Origin of the sequence: Fulvimarina fulva, assembly GCF_039652615.1 — a bacterium.
Classification (GTDB): Bacteria; Pseudomonadota; Alphaproteobacteria; order Rhizobiales; family Rhizobiaceae; genus Fulvimarina.
Map to the genome: position 1 here is coordinate 219,703 of NZ_JBDJAC010000002.1, position 21,864 is coordinate 241,566.

Annotated in this window: 20 protein-coding genes; 10 read left to right on the forward strand and 10 right to left on the reverse strand. The window is 62.0% G+C overall.

All coding sequences use genetic code 11. The annotated features are described in order from the left end of the window. Nucleotides 1–234 precede the first annotated feature (234 nt). The 3 genes from ABDX79_RS04620 (at nucleotide 235) to ABDX79_RS04630 (ending at nucleotide 3,090) form a co-directional block, all read left to right on the forward strand. Nucleotides 235–426 carry a hypothetical protein gene (locus tag ABDX79_RS04620; protein WP_346219086.1) on the forward strand — a complete coding sequence of 64 codons (192 nt, stop codon included), beginning with the start codon at nucleotides 235–237 and terminating at the stop codon, nucleotides 424–426. 162 nt (nucleotides 427–588) lie between these two features. Beyond that, nucleotides 589–2,085 carry an AMP nucleosidase gene (locus tag ABDX79_RS04625; protein ID WP_346219087.1) on the forward strand — a complete coding sequence of 499 codons (1,497 nt, stop codon included), beginning with the start codon at nucleotides 589–591 and terminating at the stop codon, nucleotides 2,083–2,085. After that, nucleotides 2,086–3,090: an endonuclease/exonuclease/phosphatase family protein gene (locus ABDX79_RS04630; protein WP_346219088.1), complete on the forward strand. Its 1,005-nt coding sequence runs from the start codon at nucleotides 2,086–2,088 to the stop codon at nucleotides 3,088–3,090. A 157-nt stretch (nucleotides 3,091–3,247) separates the two neighbouring features. Here ABDX79_RS04630 and ABDX79_RS04635 read toward each other — a convergent pair whose 3' ends face one another. From ABDX79_RS04635 to ABDX79_RS04665, 7 genes are all read right to left on the reverse strand, one after another. Then, nucleotides 3,248–3,583 (reverse strand): GlpM family protein, encoded by a 336-nt coding sequence (locus ABDX79_RS04635; RefSeq protein WP_346219089.1) that lies wholly within the window; start codon nucleotides 3,581–3,583, stop codon nucleotides 3,248–3,250. A gap of 15 nt (nucleotides 3,584–3,598) precedes the next feature. Then, nucleotides 3,599–5,227 carry an acyl-CoA synthetase gene (locus ABDX79_RS04640; protein ID WP_346219090.1) on the reverse strand — a complete coding sequence of 543 codons (1,629 nt, stop codon included), beginning with the start codon at nucleotides 5,225–5,227 and terminating at the stop codon, nucleotides 3,599–3,601. A gap of 153 nt (nucleotides 5,228–5,380) precedes the next feature. Further along, nucleotides 5,381–6,991, reverse strand: coding sequence for a long-chain fatty acid--CoA ligase (locus ABDX79_RS04645; RefSeq protein WP_346219091.1), 1,611 nt, complete (start codon nucleotides 6,989–6,991; stop codon nucleotides 5,381–5,383). Nucleotides 6,992–7,086: 95 nt separating this feature from the next. Further along, on the reverse strand, nucleotides 7,087–7,977 hold the full coding sequence (locus tag ABDX79_RS04650; RefSeq protein ID WP_346219092.1) for a copper resistance D family protein: 891 nt from the start codon (nucleotides 7,975–7,977) through the stop codon (nucleotides 7,087–7,089). A gap of 10 nt (nucleotides 7,978–7,987) precedes the next feature. Then, on the reverse strand, nucleotides 7,988–8,332 hold the full coding sequence (locus ABDX79_RS04655) for a copper resistance CopC family protein (protein WP_346219093.1): 345 nt from the start codon (nucleotides 8,330–8,332) through the stop codon (nucleotides 7,988–7,990). Between the two features lie 114 nt (nucleotides 8,333–8,446). Then, on the reverse strand, nucleotides 8,447–9,295 hold the full coding sequence (locus tag ABDX79_RS04660) for an SDR family oxidoreductase (protein ID WP_346219094.1): 849 nt from the start codon (nucleotides 9,293–9,295) through the stop codon (nucleotides 8,447–8,449). A gap of 136 nt (nucleotides 9,296–9,431) precedes the next feature. Then, entirely contained in the window at nucleotides 9,432–11,093 is a 1,662-nt protein-coding gene (locus ABDX79_RS04665) for an electron transfer flavoprotein-ubiquinone oxidoreductase (protein WP_346219095.1), read from the reverse strand. A 179-nt stretch (nucleotides 11,094–11,272) separates the two neighbouring features. Between ABDX79_RS04665 and ABDX79_RS04670 the strand changes: the two genes are divergently transcribed. The 6 genes from ABDX79_RS04670 to ABDX79_RS04695 all read left to right on the forward strand — a co-directional run bounded on the left by ABDX79_RS04670 (nucleotide 11,273) and on the right by ABDX79_RS04695 (nucleotide 18,764). Further along, nucleotides 11,273–11,602: a DMT family transporter gene (locus tag ABDX79_RS04670; RefSeq protein WP_346219096.1), complete on the forward strand. Its 330-nt coding sequence runs from the start codon at nucleotides 11,273–11,275 to the stop codon at nucleotides 11,600–11,602. A gap of 43 nt (nucleotides 11,603–11,645) precedes the next feature. Beyond that, complete coding sequence (locus tag ABDX79_RS04675; protein ID WP_346219097.1) at nucleotides 11,646–12,569, forward strand: uracil-DNA glycosylase; 924 nt, start codon at nucleotides 11,646–11,648, stop codon at nucleotides 12,567–12,569. Nucleotides 12,570–12,773: 204 nt separating this feature from the next. Further along, a complete protein-coding gene (locus tag ABDX79_RS04680; protein ID WP_346219098.1) occupies nucleotides 12,774–14,099 on the forward strand; it encodes an MFS transporter in 1,326 nt (441 codons plus the stop codon). Between the two features lie 76 nt (nucleotides 14,100–14,175). After that, nucleotides 14,176–15,324, forward strand: coding sequence for an FAD-dependent oxidoreductase (locus ABDX79_RS04685; protein WP_346219099.1), 1,149 nt, complete (start codon nucleotides 14,176–14,178; stop codon nucleotides 15,322–15,324). A gap of 80 nt (nucleotides 15,325–15,404) precedes the next feature. After that, complete coding sequence (gene recG / locus ABDX79_RS04690) at nucleotides 15,405–17,507, forward strand: ATP-dependent DNA helicase RecG (protein ID WP_346219100.1); 2,103 nt, start codon at nucleotides 15,405–15,407, stop codon at nucleotides 17,505–17,507. Nucleotides 17,508–17,645: 138 nt separating this feature from the next. Continuing rightward, nucleotides 17,646–18,764, forward strand: coding sequence for an NADH:flavin oxidoreductase/NADH oxidase (locus ABDX79_RS04695; protein ID WP_346219101.1), 1,119 nt, complete (start codon nucleotides 17,646–17,648; stop codon nucleotides 18,762–18,764). A 337-nt stretch (nucleotides 18,765–19,101) separates the two neighbouring features. Here ABDX79_RS04695 and ABDX79_RS04700 read toward each other — a convergent pair whose 3' ends face one another. The 3 genes from ABDX79_RS04700 to ABDX79_RS04710 all read right to left on the reverse strand — a co-directional run bounded on the left by ABDX79_RS04700 (nucleotide 19,102) and on the right by ABDX79_RS04710 (nucleotide 20,843). Then, nucleotides 19,102–19,527, reverse strand: a complete 426-nt coding sequence (locus tag ABDX79_RS04700) for a hypothetical protein (protein ID WP_346219102.1) — start codon at nucleotides 19,525–19,527, stop codon at nucleotides 19,102–19,104. A gap of 104 nt (nucleotides 19,528–19,631) precedes the next feature. Next, complete coding sequence (locus ABDX79_RS04705; RefSeq protein ID WP_346219103.1) at nucleotides 19,632–20,060, reverse strand: hypothetical protein; 429 nt, start codon at nucleotides 20,058–20,060, stop codon at nucleotides 19,632–19,634. A 216-nt stretch (nucleotides 20,061–20,276) separates the two neighbouring features. Further along, a complete protein-coding gene (locus tag ABDX79_RS04710) occupies nucleotides 20,277–20,843 on the reverse strand; it encodes an EAL domain-containing protein (protein WP_346219104.1) in 567 nt (188 codons plus the stop codon). A gap of 68 nt (nucleotides 20,844–20,911) precedes the next feature. On the opposite strand from ABDX79_RS04710, the gene ABDX79_RS04715 reads away from it, so the two are divergent. Continuing rightward, nucleotides 20,912–21,856: a glutaminase gene (locus ABDX79_RS04715; RefSeq protein ID WP_346219105.1), complete on the forward strand. Its 945-nt coding sequence runs from the start codon at nucleotides 20,912–20,914 to the stop codon at nucleotides 21,854–21,856. Nucleotides 21,857–21,864: the final 8 nt, after the last annotated feature.

A 21,864-nucleotide genomic window follows, 5' to 3' on the forward strand; every position in this document is an offset into this window, starting at 1 on the left:
TAAGCCCTTGGAAAGAACGCGAAGAGACCCAAAAATTGCCCAATGTCACCAATTGGGCTCATTTTTGCCACCTTCTATGAACTATGATGGAACGAATGCGGGCGCCGTGGGGACGGTGCCGATGTGGGGTTGAGGACTCAGCGTCCAGAAAATCAGACATTTGCGCTTTTGCGGTCAGCCTGGGAACAGGCTGCCATGGCAAGACAGATGGTACGAAACAGGGGGATAACGCTAATGGTAAAGCGACTTTCGTTCGTAACGGCACTCATCGCGCTCTTCGGCATGGCCATGAGCGCCCTTGCCCAGAACACCGTCGAACGCCCGAACAGCGCCGTGGCGTCCATCGCCGGTGACCGCTGCGACTACACACAGGGCATTGTCTGCAAGATCGAACGCACACCTCTTGCGATCACGGCAAAGTTCTAATCACTGAGCAAAATCGATATCCCGAACGCTCAGCCTGCCGATTGCTCGGTTCGGGCCATTTTCCATTTTTCCGGACCCGTTATCGCCTGAAAAGACGCGAGTGCCGGCTGGGAACCTCTTCTTCTTTCCGGCCCCTCCGCTAGCTTGGTCGGCATGAAACAGATGCCGCAAGACACCAACAGCTTCGATGCTGCGCAAACGCCCGAAGCCGCCGTCGGCCAGAGCTTCGACGACGCCTCCGCAGCCGTCGCGGAACTCTGCAGGCTCTACGAGCGCGCGATAGGTTTTCTGTCCGATCGATTCGAGGTCATTATCGAAAGCGGCACGGCGACCGGCCGCGTGCGGGCCTTCTATCCGCAGGTCTCGATCACGACGACAAGCTACGCGAAGATCGACTCCCGCCTTTCGTTTGGTCATGTCAGCTATCCGGGCCATTATACGACCACGATCACCCGGCCGGACCTTTTCAAGAACTACCTGACCGAGCAGATCGGCCTCCTGATCCAGAACCACGGCGTTCCGGTCGTGATCGGCGATTCGAAGACGCCGATTCCCTTGCATTTCGCGGTGCCGGACGGTTCCTATGTGGAGGCGGAAAAGGTTGCGAGACTGGGCGGTCCGCTCCGCGACATCTTCGATGTTCCCGATCTCGCAGCGACCGACGATCGGATCGTCAACGGCACCTATACGCCCCACTTCGGCGAGGGCCGCCCGCTCGCGCCCTTCACGGGACAGCGCATCGACTATTCGCTGCACCGCTTGCAACACTACACGGCAACGAAGCCCGAGCATTTCCAGAACTTCGTTCTTTTCACGAATTACCAGTTCTACATCGATGAGTTTTGCATTCTGGCACGGCAGATGATGGCCGATGGCGGCAAGGGCTACCGGGCGTTTATCGAGCCCGGTAACGTCATGACCCCGGCGGGGCAGATCGAACCGGCCAGTGGCGATGCACCCGCCCGGTTGCCGCAGATGCCCGCCTATCACCTGGTCCGCGAGGACGGCAGCGGCATCACCATGATCAACATTGGCGTCGGTCCGTCCAATGCCAAGACGATCACGGACCATGTCGCTGTTCTCAGGCCCCACGCCTGGCTGATGCTCGGTCATTGCGCCGGCCTTCGCACAAGTCAGGAACTCGGCGACTACGTCCTCGCCCATGCCTATGTCCGCGAAGACCACGTGCTCGACGCCGACCTGCCGATCTGGGTGCCGATCCCGGCGCTTGCGGAGGTGCAGGTCGCGCTCGAGAATGCGGTCGGCGAAGTGACAGGGCTTTCCGGATACGAACTGAAGCGCGTCATGCGCACGGGCACCGTCGCGACGATCGACAATCGAAATTGGGAGCTGCGGGACCACCGCGAGCCGATCGAGCGGCTGTCCCAGTCACGTGCCATCGGGCTCGATATGGAATCGGCGACGATCGCCGCAAACGGCTTCCGTTTTCGCGTTCCATACGGAACGCTTCTTTGCGTGTCGGACAAGCCACTGCACGGGGAGCTGAAATTGCCCGGCATGGCGACCGATTTCTATCGCCGTCAGGTTGCCCAGCATCTGAAAATCGGCATGCGGGCGCTTGAACTGATGAGCGAAGTGCCGCCGGAACGCATTCATTCCCGCAAGCTGCGATCCTTTACCGAAACGGCGTTCCAGTGAATGACATCCAATCCGTCTCAGCCGGCTGAGAACAGATCGGCCGGCAAACTGAACACGCTCGTCCGGTTTCTGGCTTCGGCCCTGACAGCCGCGGTCTTCGCGGCGCTGATCGCGGGCTATTTGGGGCCTTACGCCCACCCCTTCGACTCGCTCTCCCACTTCAGGGCGCACCTTCTCGTCGCGGCACTGGCTGGATTGGCTGCGATGTTCGTGGCAGGCGTCAGGCTTGCGCGCGCCATATGGCTTATCGCCCTCGCCTCAGTTTTGGTCCCGCTTGCAGTGACGGCTCCGTTCTTCGGCATCCGCCTTGCCCCGAGCAGCGATACCGCGCGATCCGAAGATCACACCGCCCTGTCTCTCCTGCAGATGAACCTTCGGTACAATTCGGACACCAAACCTGCGCTCGACCTCATCCGATCGACCAAAGCGGATGTCGTGACGCTCCAGGAGTCCACAGAACGCTGGGTCGACGCACTCTCAGGGGTCAAGGACATCTATCCTCACCGCATTCTTTGCGGAGTGAAGAAACCGCTCGGCGGAAATGTGATCCTGTCGAAGTTCCAGATCCGCGAGAGTGATACGGTTTGCGACGAAGAGCTCGGGTTTCTCGCAACAACGATCGACCTTGCGAACGAAGAAATTCTCACCGTCGCGTCTCAGCATCTCGTCTGGCCTTGGCCCTTTAGGCAATGGTCGCAGATCGAAGTGCTTCCCGCCATTCTTGCGCAGCTCGACCACCCGCTGGTGATCGGCGGAGATTTTAACGCGGTGCCCTGGAGCGCCGCCGTGAGCGTCTATGCCGATGCAGCGAACGCCCGCCCGATCGAAGGGATCGGCGCGACATTCGCGCCCTACGCGCTGCCGGCTTCCTGGAAACCCGTCATCGGTTTGCCAATCGACAATGTCCTCGTTTCCAGCGAGATCAAGATCCTCTCCACTGGAACCCTGCCCCCGACAGCCTCCGACCATCTCCCCGTGCTCACGCGCTTTTCGATAAAGCCGTGAGAGCGTCGTTTCGGCGTTGGGTTGCTGTTCACGGCCCAGCTGCAGCATCAGACCGAAAAGCGACCCGGTTTTCGGATCATCCGATGCTCAAACAGAAGACGACAGCGTGAGCTCCGATTCCAAAATCGGGTCTCGCGCTGTAAAGCATCCGGCGAGGTCAGAGGTTTCTTGCCACCCAGAAAACGACGCCCACCGTCGCAAGCCAGGCGACCGCACCGGCAAGGATGGCCAGCCTGTAATCGACCTTGAGGGCCAGACCGTAGGCGACGGCCAGAAAGACGAAATAGGCGGGGATCGTCTTCAAGCCTGCCAGAGCCGTCATGCGGAAACCGGCCGGATCGCCTTTCGATCCGACCGCGATCAGCGCGATGATCGCAAAGGTCGGCACCAGTGGCAACACGCCCGGCAGGACATCCCCTTTCTTCGAGGTGATGACGATCAGCGCGGTGAGAATGCCGCCGACGATCCCTTTCCAGACGAATTCCAAGACCATCGCGCGCGCCTGGACCTAGAGAGCCTCTGCCCGCTTGCGTAGCACGAATTTCTGGATCTTGCCGGTCGATGTCTTCGGCAGCTCCTCGAAGAGCACCGTCTTCGGTGCCTTGAAACGCGCCATGTTCTGCTTGCAGAATTCGATGACCTCTTCCTCGGTCATCGACTCGCCCTTTCGCAACACGACGAAGGCACACGGGGTTTCGCCCCATTTGTCATCAGGCCGCGCGACGACAGCCGCCTCCGAGATCTTGTCATGTTTGTAGAGAACGTCCTCGATCTCGATAGACGAAATATTCTCACCGCCGGAGATAATGATGTCCTTGGAGCGGTCCTTGATCTCGATGTAATTGTCCTCGTGCATGACGGCCAGGTCGCCCGAGGCGAACCAGCCATTTCGCAAGGCCTGTTTGTTGGCCTCCGGGTTCTTCAGATAGCCCTTCATGACATTATTGCCCGAGAAGAAGATCTCGCCGATGGTCTCACCGTCCTTGGGAACCGGCTTCATCGTATCCGGGTCAGCCACCATGATATCGTCGAGAACGGTATATCGCACGCCCTGGCGCGCCTTCAGGGCGGCTCTCTTGTCGGCCGGAAGACCGTCCCATTCCGATTTCCAGGCGCAGACGACAGCCGGTCCATAGGTTTCCGTCAGGCCGTATACATGGGTCACGGAGATGCCCATCTCCTCCACCCGCTTGATGACGGCGGCTGGCGGCGGCGCGGCGGCGGTCATGGCGTAGATCGGCGACGGCAGATCCTTCTTCAGCTCGTCCGGCGCGGTCGCCAGCGTGTTGAGAACGATGGGCGCGCCGCAGAAATGGGTCACCTTTTCCTGCCGGATGAGATCGAGAATCGGCTTTTCACGCACGGCCCTGAGGCAGACGGCGGTGCCGCCGAGCGCGGCCAGCGTCCAGCAATAGCACCAGCCATTGCAGTGGAACATCGGCAGGGTCCACAGATAGACCGGATGCAGCTGCATCCCCCAGTCATGGGCGTTCGACAGTGCATTCAGATAGGCGCCGCGATGGTGGTAGACGACGCCCTTCGGATCGCCCGTGGTGCCTGAGGTGTAATTCAGGCTGATCGCCGACCATTCATCGTCCGGCTTCCAGTAATCGGCGTCCGCATCTCCTTCGGCGAGAAGCTCGTCATAGGTCATGGAGCCGATCGGGCCGTTGCCGCCCTCATACATCTCGTCCGGCACATCGACGATCAGAATGTCGCGGCCCGCCTCCGCGACCGCGCCCTTGGCGATTTCTGCAAATTCCGGATCGACCATGAAGATGTCGGCTTCCGCATGGTTCAGGATGAAGCCCACCGCCGCCGCGTCGAGCCGGGTGTTGATCGTGTTGAGAACGCCGCCCGTCATCGGCACGGCAAAGTGCAGTTCGAACATTTCCGGCGTGTTGGCGAGGATCGCCGAGACCGCCTTGCCGGGGCCGATCCCGCGCTTCTTCAAAGCGTTCGCCATCTTTTTTACGCGGGTGAAGGTCTCGTCCCACGAGCGGCGGACCTTGCCATGCACCACCGCCGTGTAGTTCGGATAGACAGAAGCTGCCCGCTCGATGAAGGCAATCGGTGTTAGCGGGACGTGATTGGCACCGGTCTTCGGAAGATCGGTCTCAAAGATATTGGCGGTCATGCGACTTCTGTCTCCTCCCAGTCGTCTGCTTGATTCCGACGATTACTGGAAAGCATGGCTTTCGAATATCCGTCGGCTGTCCGTGCGGCGCTTGCGCTTTTGGCCGCGCGTCGATCGGTTATTTCGTGCGTCCTGCAATTCTGGCGCTCTTCTTCAGAGCATGTCCCGGATATCGGCCTTGCGCAGCTTGCCGGTCGCCGTGTGGGGCAGCTCTTCCACGACGCGCACGTCGTCAGGGATGCACCATTTAGCGACTTTACCTTCGTAAAAGGCCTGCATGTCCGCAGCTGATGGCTGGTCGCCCTCGTTCTTCGGGACGATGAAGAGAACCGGTCGTTCGCCCCACTTCTCGTCCACTTTCGCAACGACCGCTGCTTCCTTCACCGCGGGATGGCCGGTAGCGACGTTTTCGAGCTCGATCGAAGAAATCCACTCGCCACCGGACTTGATGACGTCCTTGGTGCGGTCGACGATCTGGACATAGCCGTCCTCATCCATCGTCACCACATCGCCCGTCTCGAACCAGCCGTCCTCGCGGAAAGACGGGCTGTCGGAGCCGGCACCGAAATAGCGTTTGGCGACCCATGGCCCGCGCACCAGAAGCGCGCCGTATTCCTTGCCGTCGCGCGCGACTTCCTTTCCCTTGGAGTTCTCCACGCGAAACTCCATTCCGAAGAGCGGCCGGCCCTGCTTGGAATTGAGCTCCAGACGCTTGTCGTCCGAAAGATCCCGGTGCTTCGGCTTGAGGGCGCTCGCAAGGCCCACCGGGCTCGTTTCGGTCATGCCCCAGGCATGGCGCACAGAGACGCCGAGCTTGTTCATCCGCTCGATCAGCGGCGCGGGCATCGCCGAACCGCCGACGGCGACCCGGTCGAGCGTTTTGAAGGTCGCGCCCTTTTCTTCCATATGCGCAGTCAGGCCCATCCAGACCGTCGGCACACCGGCCGACATCGTCACGCCCTCTTCGTCGAACAGCTTCTGAAGACTTGCGCCGTCGAGGTTCGCCCCCGGCATCACCATCTTCGTGCCCATCATCGGACAGGCATAGGGCAGCCCCCAAGCGTTGACGTGAAACATCGGGACCACGAGACAGGCGCAGTCCGCACCGGAAAGACCGATCCCATCGGGCCAGGCAATTGCCATCGCATGAAGCACCGATGAGCGGTGGGAGTAGAGGACGCCTTTCGGATTGCCCGTGGTGCCTGAGGTGTAGCAGAGGCTGCAGGCCGTGTTCTCGTCAAGAAGCGGCCACTCGTAGGTCTCGGGCTTGCCCGCGATCAGCGTCTCGTAGGAGACGAGATCGGAGAGAGCCTCGGAGGTCGGCATCTCGTCCCTCTCGCAGAGAACCACGATCTTCGTGCCGGATGGAATCTCGCCGGCCAGCTTATCGAGGAGCGGCACGAACATCGGTTCGACGAAGATCATCCGATCCTCGGCGTGGTTCAGGATGAAGGCGACCTGCTCTGGAAAAAGCCGTGGATTGATCGTGTGGCAGACCTTTCCCGAGCCGCCGACGCCAAAATAGAGTTCGAGATGCCGGTTGGAGTTCCAGGCGAGTGTCGCGATCCGGTCGCCTTCCCCCATGCCCAGGTCGTCGAGCGCATGGGCAAGCTGCGCCGAGCGCTTCGCCACCTCGCCATAGGTCTTGCGCGTGATCGCACCACCCGGCCCGGCCGACACGACTTCGGTATCGGAATGATACTTCGCGGCATGGTCGAGAATGCTCGAAACGAGCAGCGGGACGTCCATCATCAAGGCGTGCACGTGTGTCTCCTCCCAAAGACGTTTGCAGGCACGCTAACACGGATTTTGCAGATTCGCGCGTGGCTCGAAACGTGAGGCAGTCCGTATGTCCGGAACTATAGATTCATCGGCGGCGTCGTTATGCTCGTCAAGGTCGCGGTCACCAAAAGGATCAGCGCGACGAGACAGGCTTCGAACATAACCGAATGGCGGAACGCCGGGACCGCACCCGGAACGCCGGTGGCGATCCCTGGCACGAGACGCATCTTGTTGACCGCCGCAAGCCCCAGAAGGAGAGCGACAAGGGCGATCTTTGCAAGAAGCAGCAGCCCATAGGCCGTGTTGATCAAAGCCGAAAGCGAGCCGACCGAAATATACGCAAATGCGGTGCCCGCCAAAACCAGGATCAAAACGCTCGCGCTCGCGATTCGGCCGAAACGTTCGAGGATCGCCGGTCCTTCGTCAACGTCGCTGCTGGCACGAAAAAGGGGATAGAGAGCGCCCACCCAGAAAGCTCCGGTGAGGATATGCACGGCCAAAAAAGTTGCGAGGAGCGCGCGTTCATCGCCGAGACTATGCCCGACCTCGGTGAAAGCGATTGCGATCAGCGTCGCGCCAATCACCGATAGCGTCTGCGGGATCGGACCACGCAGGAGAACTGCCAGCGTGAGGAAAAAACCAAGCGCCTGGACGAACACTGCCGTTCCAAGCGGGCTTTCCCAAACGATCAAGACCATTGTCGGATCAGTCATGCCCTCGACGCCCATGCCGGATATGCGGGCAGCACGCAGGCCAATTCTGACGACGAGAAACAAAAGCCCTGCAACCGCCGCCGCCGCAGTCGTTCTCACAAGCCCTGTCTGAACCCGAATGGGAAGCTTGGGGAAGACGGCTGCGAAGAGCGCGCCCCCCAAGGCCAGGAATGCCGCGGCATAGGAAAGAGCCTTCGCGATGACGGCTGCAACGACGAAGCCGTCGATCGGCGCAAGACCCTCTAATGAAGCCATGAAAGCCCGTTTATTCGGAGATCGTGAAGCTGAATTCACCCTGCATCGGATGCCCATCCTGCGATAAACCACGCCACTCGACCGTATAGTCTCCCGGCACGAGCGCAGATTCTGGCACGGCGCGATATTCGCTCACCATATCCATTCCCTGCTTGCTCGAGGTGGCGAGCATCTCGCCGCTCTTCGAAAGCTTGAACGCCGTCACCCGCATCGGCTTGTCGAAGTCCATCGAGATCGTCTCGATGGACGCGACGGTTTCGCCATCCGCAGGCGTCGTTTCACCCTTCGAATGAGCCAGCGCCGCTGGCGCAGACATCAGCAGACAAAGCATGCTTGCGGCGATGATTGACTTCATTTGGCTCCTCCGGTTGGGATCAAGGCAATCACAGCTCCGTGATAAAAGCAATGAGGTCGCCCGGTTTCCCCCCTCACCCGGTCGATGACGAGCCTGCGGGGCCGGCGACGCGGATCACGCCCCGACGATCTTGCCGCCATTCGGATGCAGGACCTGGCCGGTCATGAAGGACGAGTCCTCGCAGGCAAGGAAGAGGACCGACGGTGCGATCTCGTTCGGTTGGCCGGCGCGCCCCATGGGCGAGCCCGAGCCGAAGCCCTCGACCATTTCGGCCGGCATCGACATGGGGATGAACGGTGTCCAGACCGGTCCCGGTGCAACGCCGTTGACCCGGATCTTCCTGTCGAGAAGGTTCGATGCCATCGACCGCGTGAGCGCGGTGATCGCTCCCTTTGTCGAGGAATAGGCGATCAGCGTATCGTTGCCCTTGTAGCTGTTCACCGAGGTCACGTTGACGATGGTCGATCCCTCTTTGAGATGATCGAGGCTGGCCTGCATCATGTAGACGTAGCCATAGACATTGGTTTCGAAGTGCTTGGCGAGAGACTCCTGCGAAAGCTCCTGAAAGTTTTCGTCCACGGCCTGATGGGCAGCATTGTTGACGAGGATATCGAGCCCGCCGAACGCCTCGACCGTCTTCTTGACGGCTTCAATGCAGAACGTCTTGTCCCGCACGTCGCCGCGGATCAGCAGGCATTCGGCACCCTCGGCCTCGACGGCTTTCTTCGTCGTCTCGGCGTCTTCGTCCTCGTCGAGATACATGACCGCGACCTTCGCCCCCTCTCTGGCAAGGAGCACGGCGCTCGCGCGGCCGATCCCGCTATCGCCGCCGGTCACGATGGCGACCTTGTCCTTGACGCGGTCCGAGCCCTTGTAACGCGGGGTGTAGTCCGGTGCCGGCGTCATATCGGCTTCGGAGCCGGGCGTGCGGTCCTGATGCTGTGCTGGGATCTCGCTAGGCATGGTTCGTCCTTCGTTTATCTGAGCGCTTTCGCGTGCTAAACTCTTGGACAAACACAACAGGGCCGGCGGCGTTGCGGACGAACGACCCCTTTTTCAAGTCGCGTCTGAACGCTTTCGCTGCCGCCCCTCCGACGCATCACATTTCCTGATAGACCGGCCCCTCGCCGCCTTGGGGCGGGACCCAGTTGATGTTCTGGTTCGGGTCCTTGATGTCGCAGGTCTTGCAGTGGACGCAGTTCTGGCCGTTGATGACGAATGTCTCCTGGCCGCCCTCGGTGTTCCACTCGTAGACGCCGGCCGGGCAGTAGCGCTGGGAGGGACCGGCATAGACCCGCAATTCCGATGAATGCTGCAGTTCGGGATCTTTCACCTGCAGATGGACCGGCTGGTCTTCCTCGTGATTGGTGTTCGAGAGATAGACCGAGGACGCCCTGTCGAAGGTCAGCTTGCCGTCGGGCTTCGGGTAGTCGATCGGCTTGAAGTTCTCCGCCGGCTCCAAGCATTCGTAATCGGCCTTGCCATGGGGCTTCGTGCCGAACGGCGAGAAACCGAAGAGCGAATTCGTCCACATGTCGATGCCGCCGAGCATGATGCCGACAGCCGTGCCGTATTGCGACCAGAGCGGCTTGACGTTGCGTACGGGCTTCAGGTCGCGGCCGATCGCCGAGGACCGCCATTCGCGCTCGTAATCCTCGAGCCGGTCGTTCGCACGACCAGCCGCGATCGCTTCTGCGGCTTTTTCCGCCGCCAGCATGCCCGACCACATGGCATTGTGGGCGCCCTTGATGCGCGGCACATTCACGAAGCCCGCCGAGCAGCCGATCAGCACGCCGCCGGGAAAATCGAGCCGGGGCACGGATTGCCAACCGCCTTCTGTGATGGCGCGCGCGCCATAGGCGATGCGCTTGCCGCCTTCCAGAAGTTCGGCAACGTCGGCATGGGTCTTGAACCGCTGAAACTCCTCAAATGGGGAAAGATAGGGGTTCTTGTAGTTGAGATGGGTGACGAAGCCGACGTAAACCCGGTTGTCGCCGAGGTGATAGAGAAACGAGCCGCCGCCCGTGCCGCTATCGAGCGGCCAGCCGAAGGAATGCTGCACCCGGCCGGGATGCGACTTTTCCGGCGCGATCTCCCACATTTCCTTGATGCCGAGGCCGAATTTCTGCGGCTCCCGGTTCGCGTCGAGGCCATGTTCGGCGATCGCCTGCTTGGCAAGAGAGCCGCGCACGCCTTCGCCGAGAAAGACATACTTGCCGAGAAGCGCCATGCCCCGCTGATATTGCGGACCTTCCTCGCCTTCCCGCGTGATGCCCATATCGCCGGTCGCAACGCCTATCACCCGGTTTTCCTCGTCCCGCAAAAGTTCGCTGGCAGCGAAACCCGGATAGATCTCGACACCGAGCGCCTCGGCCTTCTCTGCCATCCACTGGCAGACGAGGCCGAGCGAGACGACGTAATTGCCATGATTGTTCATGAGCTTCGGCATGAGGGCGTTCGGCAGGCGGATCGAGCCTTGGGGGCCGTAATAGTAGAAGCGGTCTTCCGTCACCTTCTGGGTGATCGGCGTCTCTTCTTCTCGCCATTCAGGCAACAGCGCGTCGAGCGCCGAAGGATCGAGCACATTGCCGGACAGGATGTGCGAGCCGACTTCGGCCGCTTTTTCGAGGACGACAACCGAAAGATTGTCGTCGAGCTGTTTCAGACGGATCGCGGCTGCAAGACCCGCCGGACCAGCTCCGACGATGACGACGTCGAATTCCATGGATTCGCGCGGTTCGGTTTCGGGGGTCTCGGCCATGGGCAGGTCGTCGCTTTCGGGGTTGGGCCAGCATAGCCGGCGATGGAACGGTTTTGACTGGTTCTAACGGCTTCGCACGATGGGTCAAACAGGATGGGCATCGAGCTGCCGGCTTGCGACAAACATGCGCCCGGTTCACAAGGCAGGACGAAGCTTACAGCGTAAAGACACCCCTTATCGTGACCTATCTCTATCTTTTCATCGCCATCATCTGCGAAATCATCGGTACGACTGCCCTGAAGACGACGGACGGGTTCACGCGGCTTGGCCCCTCGATCGTGACGGTCATCGCCTATGCGCTGGCGTTCTATTTCCTGTCCCTGCCGCTGCGCTCACTTCCGGTCGGCATCGTCTACGCGATCTGGTCTGGGACCGGCATCGTGCTTCTGGCGCTGATCGATATCGTCTGGTTCCGCTCATCGATCGATTTCGCCGGTTTCGCGGGTCTTGCGCTCATCCTCGCGGGCGTCCTCGTCATCAATCTCTTCTCCCAGTCGATCAGCCACTGACGGCAAGCCTATCCCGGTAACCCTGCTTCGGTTAGAACGCATCATGGCCGACGATCACCTCGACATCGAACTGCAACGCCAGGCGATCGCTCTCCTGACCTCCTATTCGGAGGCCGGCATCGATGCGCTGCTCGAAGACCATGCCCGTGACCGTTTCGCCGAAACGCGGGCGGAAATCGAACGGCGTTCCGGCGGCGCGATGCGGCGAGATGACGGACGCAGCCAGCCCAATCCGGCGCAGACGTCTGGCAGGCAAGCGCCTCCAGCGATAGCCAAGCCCACCCGCGATGCGCGTCTCGACGAGGCAAAGCACAGCTTTCCGACACCTTCGCTTCCCGTCTCCGGCGATGCCGCCGTGGCTGATGCACGCGAGCGAGCGCGGTCCGCAGCCAACCTTGCCGAACTCAAGGAAGCTCTCCTTTCTTTCGACGGATGCCCGCTCCGCGTCACTGCCAAATCCTGCGTTTTCGGCAATGGACGGGAAGACGCCGACCTGATGCTGGTTGGCGAGGCGCCGGGCCGCGACGAGGATCTGGCGGGCGAGCCTTTCGTCGGGCGGTCGGGCCAGCTCCTCGATCGGATGCTGATGGCGATCGGGATCGCGCGGGACGACGTGCGCGTCACCAACACGGTTCCGTGGCGACCGCCCGGCAACCGACCACCGACGCCCGTCGAAACGGCCATGTGCCTGCCGTTTCTTCAGCGGCAGATCGAGCTCGTGCGCCCAAAGGTTCTTGTCACCCTTGGCAACCCTGCCTCGATCGCCCTTCTCGATGCGCGGGAAGGCATCCTGCGGCTTCGCGGCAAATGGAAGAGCTACACGATGAGCCTTTCCGAGGACGGACAGATCCCGGCGATGGCGATGCTGCATCCGGCCTATCTCCTCAGAAATCCTGCGCAAAAGCGCCTTGCCTGGCGGGATCTCCTGCTCCTGCAGTCCAGGCTCAAGGAACTCACCACTTCGTGATAGCCGTGCGGCGCGCACGACTCCCTTCGCTCAAAATCAGCGCCCTTCAGGGGCCTTATGCAAGGCTCCAAAACGATTGCGCCGCTTGGTGCGACGATGACCGATCGGTCTGTCGCTCTTTTCGCTCTCGTCACCGTCATATTTCATCGGTAAGGGCGCACTCGCCGGACCGAGAAGTCTCGTCCGGCAAGATGCGAGGCACACATGCAGTTCACCCGGCAAATCCTTCCGATCGCCGCTTTGCTCATATCGACCTTCTTCCTCATGGCAGGCGCCGGTCTCCAGGGGATCCTTCTTCCTGTTCGCGCCGCGATCGAGGGCTGGTCGAGCTACGAAATCGGTCTTCTCGGTACGAGCTATGCGATCGCCTTCACGGGGGCATGCGTGTTCATGCCGCTCATCGTGCGCAGCGCCGGGCATGTGCGAACATTCTCCTCGCTCTCTGCCCTTCTCGCCATCGCAGTGCTTTTGTGCGCGCTGGTCGTCGAACCGATTGCCTGGATCATTTTTCGCGCCATGGGCGGCCTCGCTCTCGCCGGCTGTTACATGATCGTCGAGAGCTGGCTGAACGAGCGCGTCACCAACGAAACGCGCGGCGCGATCTTCTCGATCTACATGGTGGTGACCATGGCGGCGATGATGGCGGGCCAATATGTCATGCCGCTCGCCGATCCGGCGGTTGCAGCCTCGTTCATGATCTGCGCCATCCTGTTCTGCCTCGGCGTGATGCCGACCGCTCTGTCACGGGCCCCTTCGCCGGCCCCGCTTTCCAACGTCACGATCGATCTCAAGCTGTTGTTCCGCAATTCGCCGGTGGGCGCGGTCGGCGTGCTCCTTGCCGGTGTCATGTCGGGCGCCTGGAACAACATGGCCCCGGTTTTCGGCCAACAGATCGGCCTGTCCACCACGGAGATCGCATCGCTGACCGTCGTTGCCATGGCTGGCGGTATCGTCTTCCAGATCCCGCTCGGACGCATCTCCGACAAGGTGGACCGACGCTATGTCATGCTCGCCGTCGGCGCGATGGGTGTCTTCATCGCCGCGGCCGGTGCGCAGTTCGGCGCAGCCAGTTCATCGCTGCTCCTCGCCGGCGCTTTCGTCGTCGGCGGCGTGGTCTATCCCTCATATTCGCTGGCCGTCGCCCATTCGAACGACCATGCGGACCCGAACGATTTCATCAAGATTTCGAGCGGCCTTCTCATCCTTTACGGCGTCGGCACCATGATCGGTCCGCTCTACGCAGCTTACCTGATGGAGCTGTTCGGCCCGATCGGCATCTTCCAGTCTATCGGCGTGGCGGCGGCGCTTTATGCGGCTTACGCCTTCTACCGGACCTTCCGTCGTGGTGCGCGCCCGTTCGAAGAGCGCAGCGACTTCCAGACCATTCCGCTCGCACGGACCCAGACCCCGGTCACATTCACCCTCGACCCGCGTTACGACACGGGCGAGGACGACGAAGACGGGGCAGAGCGCTCGACCGAGAACGAAACGTCGAATGTGAAAGAAGTGGAAGGCGCGGAGGTCAAATAAGCGCCTCTCTCTCGCGATCATTTTCCGTCTATAAGACGATGCCGATACGCCCCATCAGCAGACAGGGTCTGCGCCTATGAGCCCTTCGAAGGAAGGCGCGGAGCCGCCGAAGACCCGTATTCTCCTCATCGGCGCCGGCCACGCGAACGTCCACGTTCTCGAAGCCTTCGGCAAACGTCCGGAGCACGGCGTCACGCTTACGCTCGTGACGCCGCACCGCCGCACGCCCTATTCCGGTTCGCTGCCGGGCTATCTCGCCGGCTGTTATACGAGCGAGGAAATGACCATCGATGCGGCGGGGCTTGCCGCGTTTTCCGGCGCCGAGTTCCATCTCGACCGTGCCACCGCGATCGATCCGGCGGCGCGGACCGCGACGCTCGGGAACGGAGCCCGGCTTGACTACGATCTTCTTGCCCTCGACATCGGCTCGCAGCCGGGCATGGGCGAGGCCGAGGCGGGCGTTCCGGTTAAGCCGATCGACCGGTTTACCGAGACCGTCGACGGCATTCTTGCCCAGGCGAAATCCGGCACCGGGCCGTTTCGTCTTGCGGTCGTCGGCACGGGCGCGGCCGGCGTCGAACTGATCTTCGCCTTTGCCGCCCGTCTGCCCAGGGAAATCGGCAACCGTCCATTCCGGCTGACATTGGTTGGTGAGAAGACCGAGATTCTCACCGACCGCTCGCCGCGAACCCGCGAGCGGATGCGCCGAAAGCTGGAGGACAAGGGAATCGCGGCCGTTCTCGGTTCCCCCGTCGCACGAACCCAAGCCGACCGCCTGGTTCTTGCCAGCGGTGAAGAGATCGAGGCAGACGCCATCGTCTGGGCGACGACGAGCACGGCGCAGGACTGGCTGAGGCAGACAGGCCTCTCGCTCGATCCCCAAGGCTTCGTGAAGGTGGACGAGGCCTTGTGCAGCCTTTCACACCCAAGCCTCTTTGCGGCCGGCGACATCGCCGCTCTTCCCGATCCGCGCCCGAAGGCGGGCGTCTTCGCGGTACGCGAGGGCCCGGTTCTTGCCGAAAATCTTCGCCGCGCCGCGCTCGGACAGGACCTCAAGTCCTATCGCCCCCAGAAGGACTGGCTGAATCTTCTTTCCACCGCCGATGGCCGAGCGGTCGCGGATAAATGGGGCCTCTCCCTCGAAGGCCGATGGGTCTGGTGGTGGAAGGACTGGAACGACCGGCGCTTCGTGGAGCGCTTCAACAAGGTGGCCCGAAAGGGTTAGCCGCCGGACTGCGAAACGCTTGCAATCCAGAGCCAGTTACAGGCTTGCCAAACCGCCGCTCACCGGCCAAACCTCCGCCCATGCGCCCCACGGTTCTCGATCCCCTGTTTGCCGCCGTCACGACCCTCGAAGGCGTCGGACCGAAGGTTGCGGGACTGCTGCAAACCCTTCTCGTGCGGCCCGGCCAGACCCTGCGCGTGCGCGATCTCCTCTTCCATCTGCCGAGCGGGTTGATCGACCGGCGCCGGCGCGAGGAAGTCCTTTCGGCCGGTCAGGGCTCCATCGTCACGCTCACCGTGAGGGTCGACCGGCATCAGCCGCCCGGCCGGGCGCAATCGAACGCGCCTTACCGGGTCTTTGCCCATGACGAGACGGGCGAGATCGCCCTCACCTATTTCCGCGCAAAGGCGGCATGGCTGGAAAACCTTCTTCCCATCGGCGAGACCATGCTCGTCTCCGGCAAGGTCGAATGGTTCAACGGTCGCGCCCAGATCGTGCATCCCGATTTCGTCGCCCCGCTGGCGGAGGCCGAGACCCTCTCGCTGGTCGAGCCGATCTATCCGCTGACGGCGGGGCTTTCCGGCAAGGTTCTGCGGCGGGCGATCGCCCAGGCGCTGGAGCGAACGCCGGACCTTCCCGAATGGATCGAGCCGGGCGTCTTCAAGCGTCAGACCTTTCCGGCGCTCAAAGGCGCTCTCGCCCGCCTTCATGATCCGTCGAACGCGAACGACCTCGATCCGGCCTCTCCCGCCTTCCGCCGGCTGGCCTATGACGAGTTCCTGGCCAATCAGCTCGCGCTCGCCCTCTCGCGCCAGAAGATGCGCGGCGCCTCCGGCCGAACGCTCACCGGCGATGGTACACTGCTGGCCCGGCTGAAGCACGCCCTTCCCTTCGAACTCACCGACGCGCAGACGAGCGCCGTGGGCGATATTCTCGCCGACATGGAGCGCCCGGAGCGCATGCTGCGCCTTCTTCAGGGCGATGTGGGCGCGGGCAAGACCGTGGTTGCGCTCATGGCCATGGCCCGCGCGGCGGAGGCCGGCGTCCAGTCCGTCCTTCTCGCGCCGACGGAAATTCTAGCCCGCCAGCACGCCTCTGGCCTCGCCACGCTGTGCGAGGCAGCAGGAATCACCCTCGAAATCCTCACAGGCCGCGACACCGGCAAAACCCGCGCGGCCAAGCTCGGCCGCATCGCGAGCGGCGACACCCGGATCATCGTCGGCACCCACGCCCTCTTTCAGGAAAGCGTCGATTATCACGATCTCGGTCTCGTCGTCGTCGACGAGCAGCACCGCTTCGGCGTTCACCAGCGCCTGCAACTCTCGGCCAAGGGCAAGCGGCCGGATCTTCTGGTGATGACCGCGACGCCTATCCCACGTACTCTGGTGCTGGCAGCCTTCGGCGATATGGACGTCTCGCGGCTATCCGGCAAACCCGCCGGCCGCAAGCCGATCACCACCGTTGCCCTTGCCGATGAACGTCTACCGGACATCGTCAAGCGCATCGGCTCGGCGATCGAGGCCGGCGACCGGGTCTACTGGGTCTGCCCCCTGGTGGAGGAAAGCGAGAAGAGCGACCTGACAGCCGCCGAGGAACGGGCGGAGGTGCTGCGCCAGTTTTTCGGCGAACGGGTGGGCCTCGTCCACGGCCGCATGAAGGGCGAGGAAAAGGACGCGGCGATGGCCTCCTTCAAGGAGGGCCGCACGCAGATCATCGTCGCGACGACGGTGATCGAGGTCGGCGTCGACGTGCCCGACGCCTCCATCATCGTCATCGAACATGCGGAACGCTTCGGTCTTTCCCAGCTGCATCAGCTGCGCGGCCGGGTGGGCCGCGGCGAGAAGGCCTCGTCCTGCGTCCTCCTCTACCGCCCGCCGCTCGGCGAAACGGCATCCGCCCGCATCAATGTGATGCGCGAGACCGAGGACGGCTTCCGCATTGCGGAGGAAGACCTGAAACTGCGCGGCGAAGGCGATCTTCTCGGCACCCAGCAGTCCGGCATGCCGTTCTTCCGCCTCGCCCGGCTGGAGCACCACGCCGACCTCATGGAAGTTGCCCGCGACGATGCCCGACTGATCCTCGCGACGGACCCGGATCTCAAATCGGAGCGCGGCGAAGCGCTCCGCACGCTGCTTTACCTCTTCGGCAAGGACGAGGCGGTTCGGCTGCTGCGGTCGGGATAGGTCTTGAGGTCAGACCGGTGTCGACTTTCCTAAGCCGTTGCGCACGATATAGACAGGACAGACGCGGCTGGTCATTGGCGTCCTGCCGAACCATCCACTCCGCCACCAATGGCACACCCAGGAAGGGCCTTCACGTCCATGACAGCCGCATTGTTTCAGCCCCTTGATCTCGGCACGCTTAGGCTTCCAAACCGTATCGTCGTCGCGCCCATGTGCCAGTATTCGGCCGACAATGGCTCGGCGACCGACTGGCACATGATGCATCTGGGGTCCCTCAGCCTGTCAGGCGCCGGCCTTCTCATCTTCGAGGCCACCGGTGTGTCACCCGAAGCGCGGATCACCGCCTGGGATCTCGGACTTTATTCCGATGAAAACGAAGCCGCGCTCGCTCAGGTGATCGCCGCCATCCGCGTTCATTCCGATATCCCGCTCGCGATCCAGCTGGCCCATGCGGGCCGCAAAGCGTCCAGTGCCAAGCCCTGGAACGGCGGAAACCAGATCCCGGCGACCGACCCTATGGGTTGGCGCACGAAGGCGCCTTCGGCTGTCCCCCATGCGGAGGGTGAGGAAGCCCCCGATGCACTCGACGAAGCGGGCCTTCAGAACGTGATCGACGATTTCGTGGCCGCTGCACGGCGCAGTGTCGGTCTTGGTCTGCAAGGCATCGAGCTCCATGCTGCCCACGGCTATCTTCTGCACCAGTTTCTTTCGCCGGTCGCCAATAAGCGCGACGACCAATACGGTGGCTCACTGGAAAACCGCATGCGCTTTCCGCTTGCGGTGTTCGACGCGGTCAAGGCCGCCGTTCCTGCCGATTTTCCGGTCTGGGTCCGTGTCTCGGCCAGTGACTGGGTCGAAGGCGGATGGGATATCGACGGCACGGTCGCGTTTTCGAAGGCCCTCGAAGAGAGGGGCTGTGTCGCGATGCACGTGTCCTCGGGCGGTGTTTCGCCGGACCAGCAGATTCCGATCGGCCCAGGCTACCAGCTGCACTTTGCCGAAGCGGTGAAAAAGGCCGTGTCGATCCCGGTCATCGGGGTGGGTCTCGTTACCGATGCCCGGCAGGCCGAACAGGTGATCCAGACAGGTCAGGCAGACGCGGTCGCGCTTGCCCGCGCGATGCTCTACGATCCCCGTTGGCCCTGGCACGCCGCCGCAGAGCTCGGTGCGAGCGTTACCGCGCCGCCGCAATATTTCCGCTGTCAGCCGCATGGCCTGAAGCACCTCTTCGAGGCGGCAAGCCACGGCCAGCGTTGAAACATGATGCCGAAAAACTGCATGATATTTCAGATCACATCACACGGCAAAACAAAGGCGTAAAGCGAAAGGCAGGCACCGGTTTTTCGATCCATCCGACGCGCAGACAAGAATCGGAACGCGTTTTGCGATACCAAGTTATCGCCTGACGCCGGAGATCGTACGGGATACGGGCGCGGCAGATCTTGGGTGCCGGATCGCTTTATGGGGTCTGGTCTGAACCAATCGCCGGACGGGAACTGGCCCAGAGGATCAATTCTCGTCCGGTGCCCGGCTCAAGCGCCGCTCGGGCTTCCGACAGACCTTCGGAAGCATGGCTTTCAAAGATCGCGTGGTATCAACGAAAGGTCTGACCATCCCAACGGGCCGTGACCTCACCACCGCCTTCGAGACGCATGGAGATCGGTGGCGGCGAGCCGGTGCCAACCTTAACGGCGCTCCCGCGCGTTGCGATGAACTCCTCCAGCAGCGAGCCGCGCCGAAGATAGATCTTCACGGCACAGACCTGATTGCCGCAGGTGGCACTTGGGCCTGCGGGACACTGGACTGCATCATGGGCTATGATGAGATCGGCCGGCCCGTCGCCGTCGAGATCGCGCTCGATCACGCCGCTATCGTCGATCGTGCCGCCCTTGCCACAGGCCTCCTTCAATGCCTCACCGACCAGCCATTGGGCAGCCTTGGATCGCGCTGCTGCCGGTGGGACGGCCGCGAGACAGGCAAGACAGGCGATCAGAGCGGATTGCAGTGGCTTAGAGTTCATCCTGTCGACCCATCGTTTCGGTTGGGAAAGGTCACCCAGCGTATCGTTGCCTCGCCCCTGCGCCGATAAAGAGCGGCTATTAGCAAAATGCCTGAGAGGGAGACCTAACGAAACCGCGTACCGTTCCAACGGACGGAGCCTCGCGATCCCCCATGGGCATTCATGAAGATCTTGGGCACCCGGCCGCCTTCCACCTCGACGCCGCTTCCGAGCATGCTTCCGACATTCTTCAGCAGTTTCCCACGCCTCAGATAGAATTCGACGCTACAGACCTGCATGCCGCAGAACGAACTCATGCGCCCGTTGGAACATCGGATGCTGTCGTGGGCGATGATCAGATCAGCGGCCCCGTCGCCGTCGAGATCGCGCTCGATCACGCCGCCAGTATCGATCGTCCCGCCGCTGTCACAGGCCTCGGCGATCTGCTGCTGCACCAGCCAGTCCGCCGCCTTCGATCGCGCTTGCGCGGGTGAAACCGCGAGGTTGAGCGAGAGCCCCACCACGACCAGAGACCAAACCGTCTTGTTTGTCATAGACCCACCCAGTTACCCGCAGAAGATAGAAAGTGCCATTCACTTGCTGAAGTGACAAGACGTTACGGAAGAGATTGCAGGTCCCCTGCTGGGCGATTGCGATGTGTTGTACTCGATCGTGAGCGTCTCGAAGATATTCACGCTCACGCTTGCCCTCGGCCTCGTCGACCCGGCGATCGCCTTTCGATCGCCTTTCGATCGCCAAGGTTTTTCACGTCATGCAATGATTTTGCTTCGAAGTTCGAATTGGCCGACCAGAAACGCGGCAACGTCGGTTTTCCGCATCGGCTTGGAGAAGAAATAGCCCTGGATCAGGTGGCAGCCGATGCCCTTGAGGATGTCGAGTTGCTCGCGCGTTTCGACATCCTCCACGACGCAGGAGAGGGATAGGTCACGCGAAAGGGCGGACACGGAACTCACGATCTTTCGGCTTGCCTCGCTGTCCGCAAGGTTATGCACGAAGCTGCCGTCCACCTTGATCTTGTCGAGCGGCAATTTCTGAATCGGGCTCAGCGAAGAATACCCGGTCCCGAAGTCATCGAGCGAGATGCGCACACCGGCTGCCTTGAGGCGTTGGCTTTGGCTGTCACGACTCGGTCGAAATTGGCTGGCTGTGGCGAAGCGACCATTCTGGGCAATCCTTCCACAATTGGTTTCCGTGACGGTAGACCTCTCTTTAAATCCGCAACCATCCTTAACAACACGCCTAGATAGCTGCTGCAATCGCAATTTCCTTTGGTATCCATCGACCATGCGCGCACGGAAGACGATCTCGATCGACACATGCGAAGCTTTCCTTCGCGTGCGGTGCAACATATGAGGAGAAGAGGAGATCGACCGAAAGCCGCCCCATGACCCCATCCACCCTCGACACCGTCGTCGCCGAAATCGCTGACGAGATGCGCGCGCGGCCGGACCGGGGCACGGTCGCGAGTTATATCCCGGAGCTCGGTCGCATCGATCCGAACCAGTTCGCGATCTCGGTCGTGACGCAAGATGGGCAGGTGGCCTGCGGGGGCGATTGCGATGTGCCGTTCTCGATCCAGAGCGTGTCGAAGGTGTTCACGCTGACGCTCGCCCTCGGGCTCGTCGGCAACCGGCTCTGGAACCGGGTGGGGCGTGAGCCGTCCGGCTCACCGTTCAATTCGATCGTGCAGCTTGAGCGCGAGCGCGGCATTCCGCGCAACCCGTTCATCAATGCCGGGGCGATCGTCACCACGGATCACGTTCTCGCCGGCCATCAACCCCGCGAGGCGATCGGCGAGATCCTGCGCTTCATGCAGTTCCTCGCCAACGACGACAATGTCTTTATCGACCATAACGTTGCGGCGTCGGAAGAAGAGCACGGCTTCAACAACCGGGCGCTCGCCAATTTCATGAAGGGCTTCGGCAACCTCGACAATCCGGTGGAGTACACCCTCGGCGTCTATTACCATCACTGTGCCATCGCCATGACCTGCCGGCAGCTCGCAACGGCCGGCCGGTTCCTCGCGAACAATGGTGTGCGGCCGGAGACCGGCTATTCCGTCGTCACGCCCGAGCGGGCGCGGCGTATCAACGCGATCATGCTGACCTGCGGTCATTATGACGGCTCGGGCGAATTCGCCTACCGGGTCGGCCTGCCCGGCAAGAGCGGCGTCGGCGGCGCGATTCTCGCCATTGTGCCGGGCCGGGCCTCGATCTGCGTCTGGTCGCCGGGTCTCGATACGACCGGCAATTCCCATCTCGGCCGCATCGCGCTTGAAACGCTGACGACGCGGCTCGGCTGGACGATCTTCGGACCGGGCGCGGTCTGACGACGGCG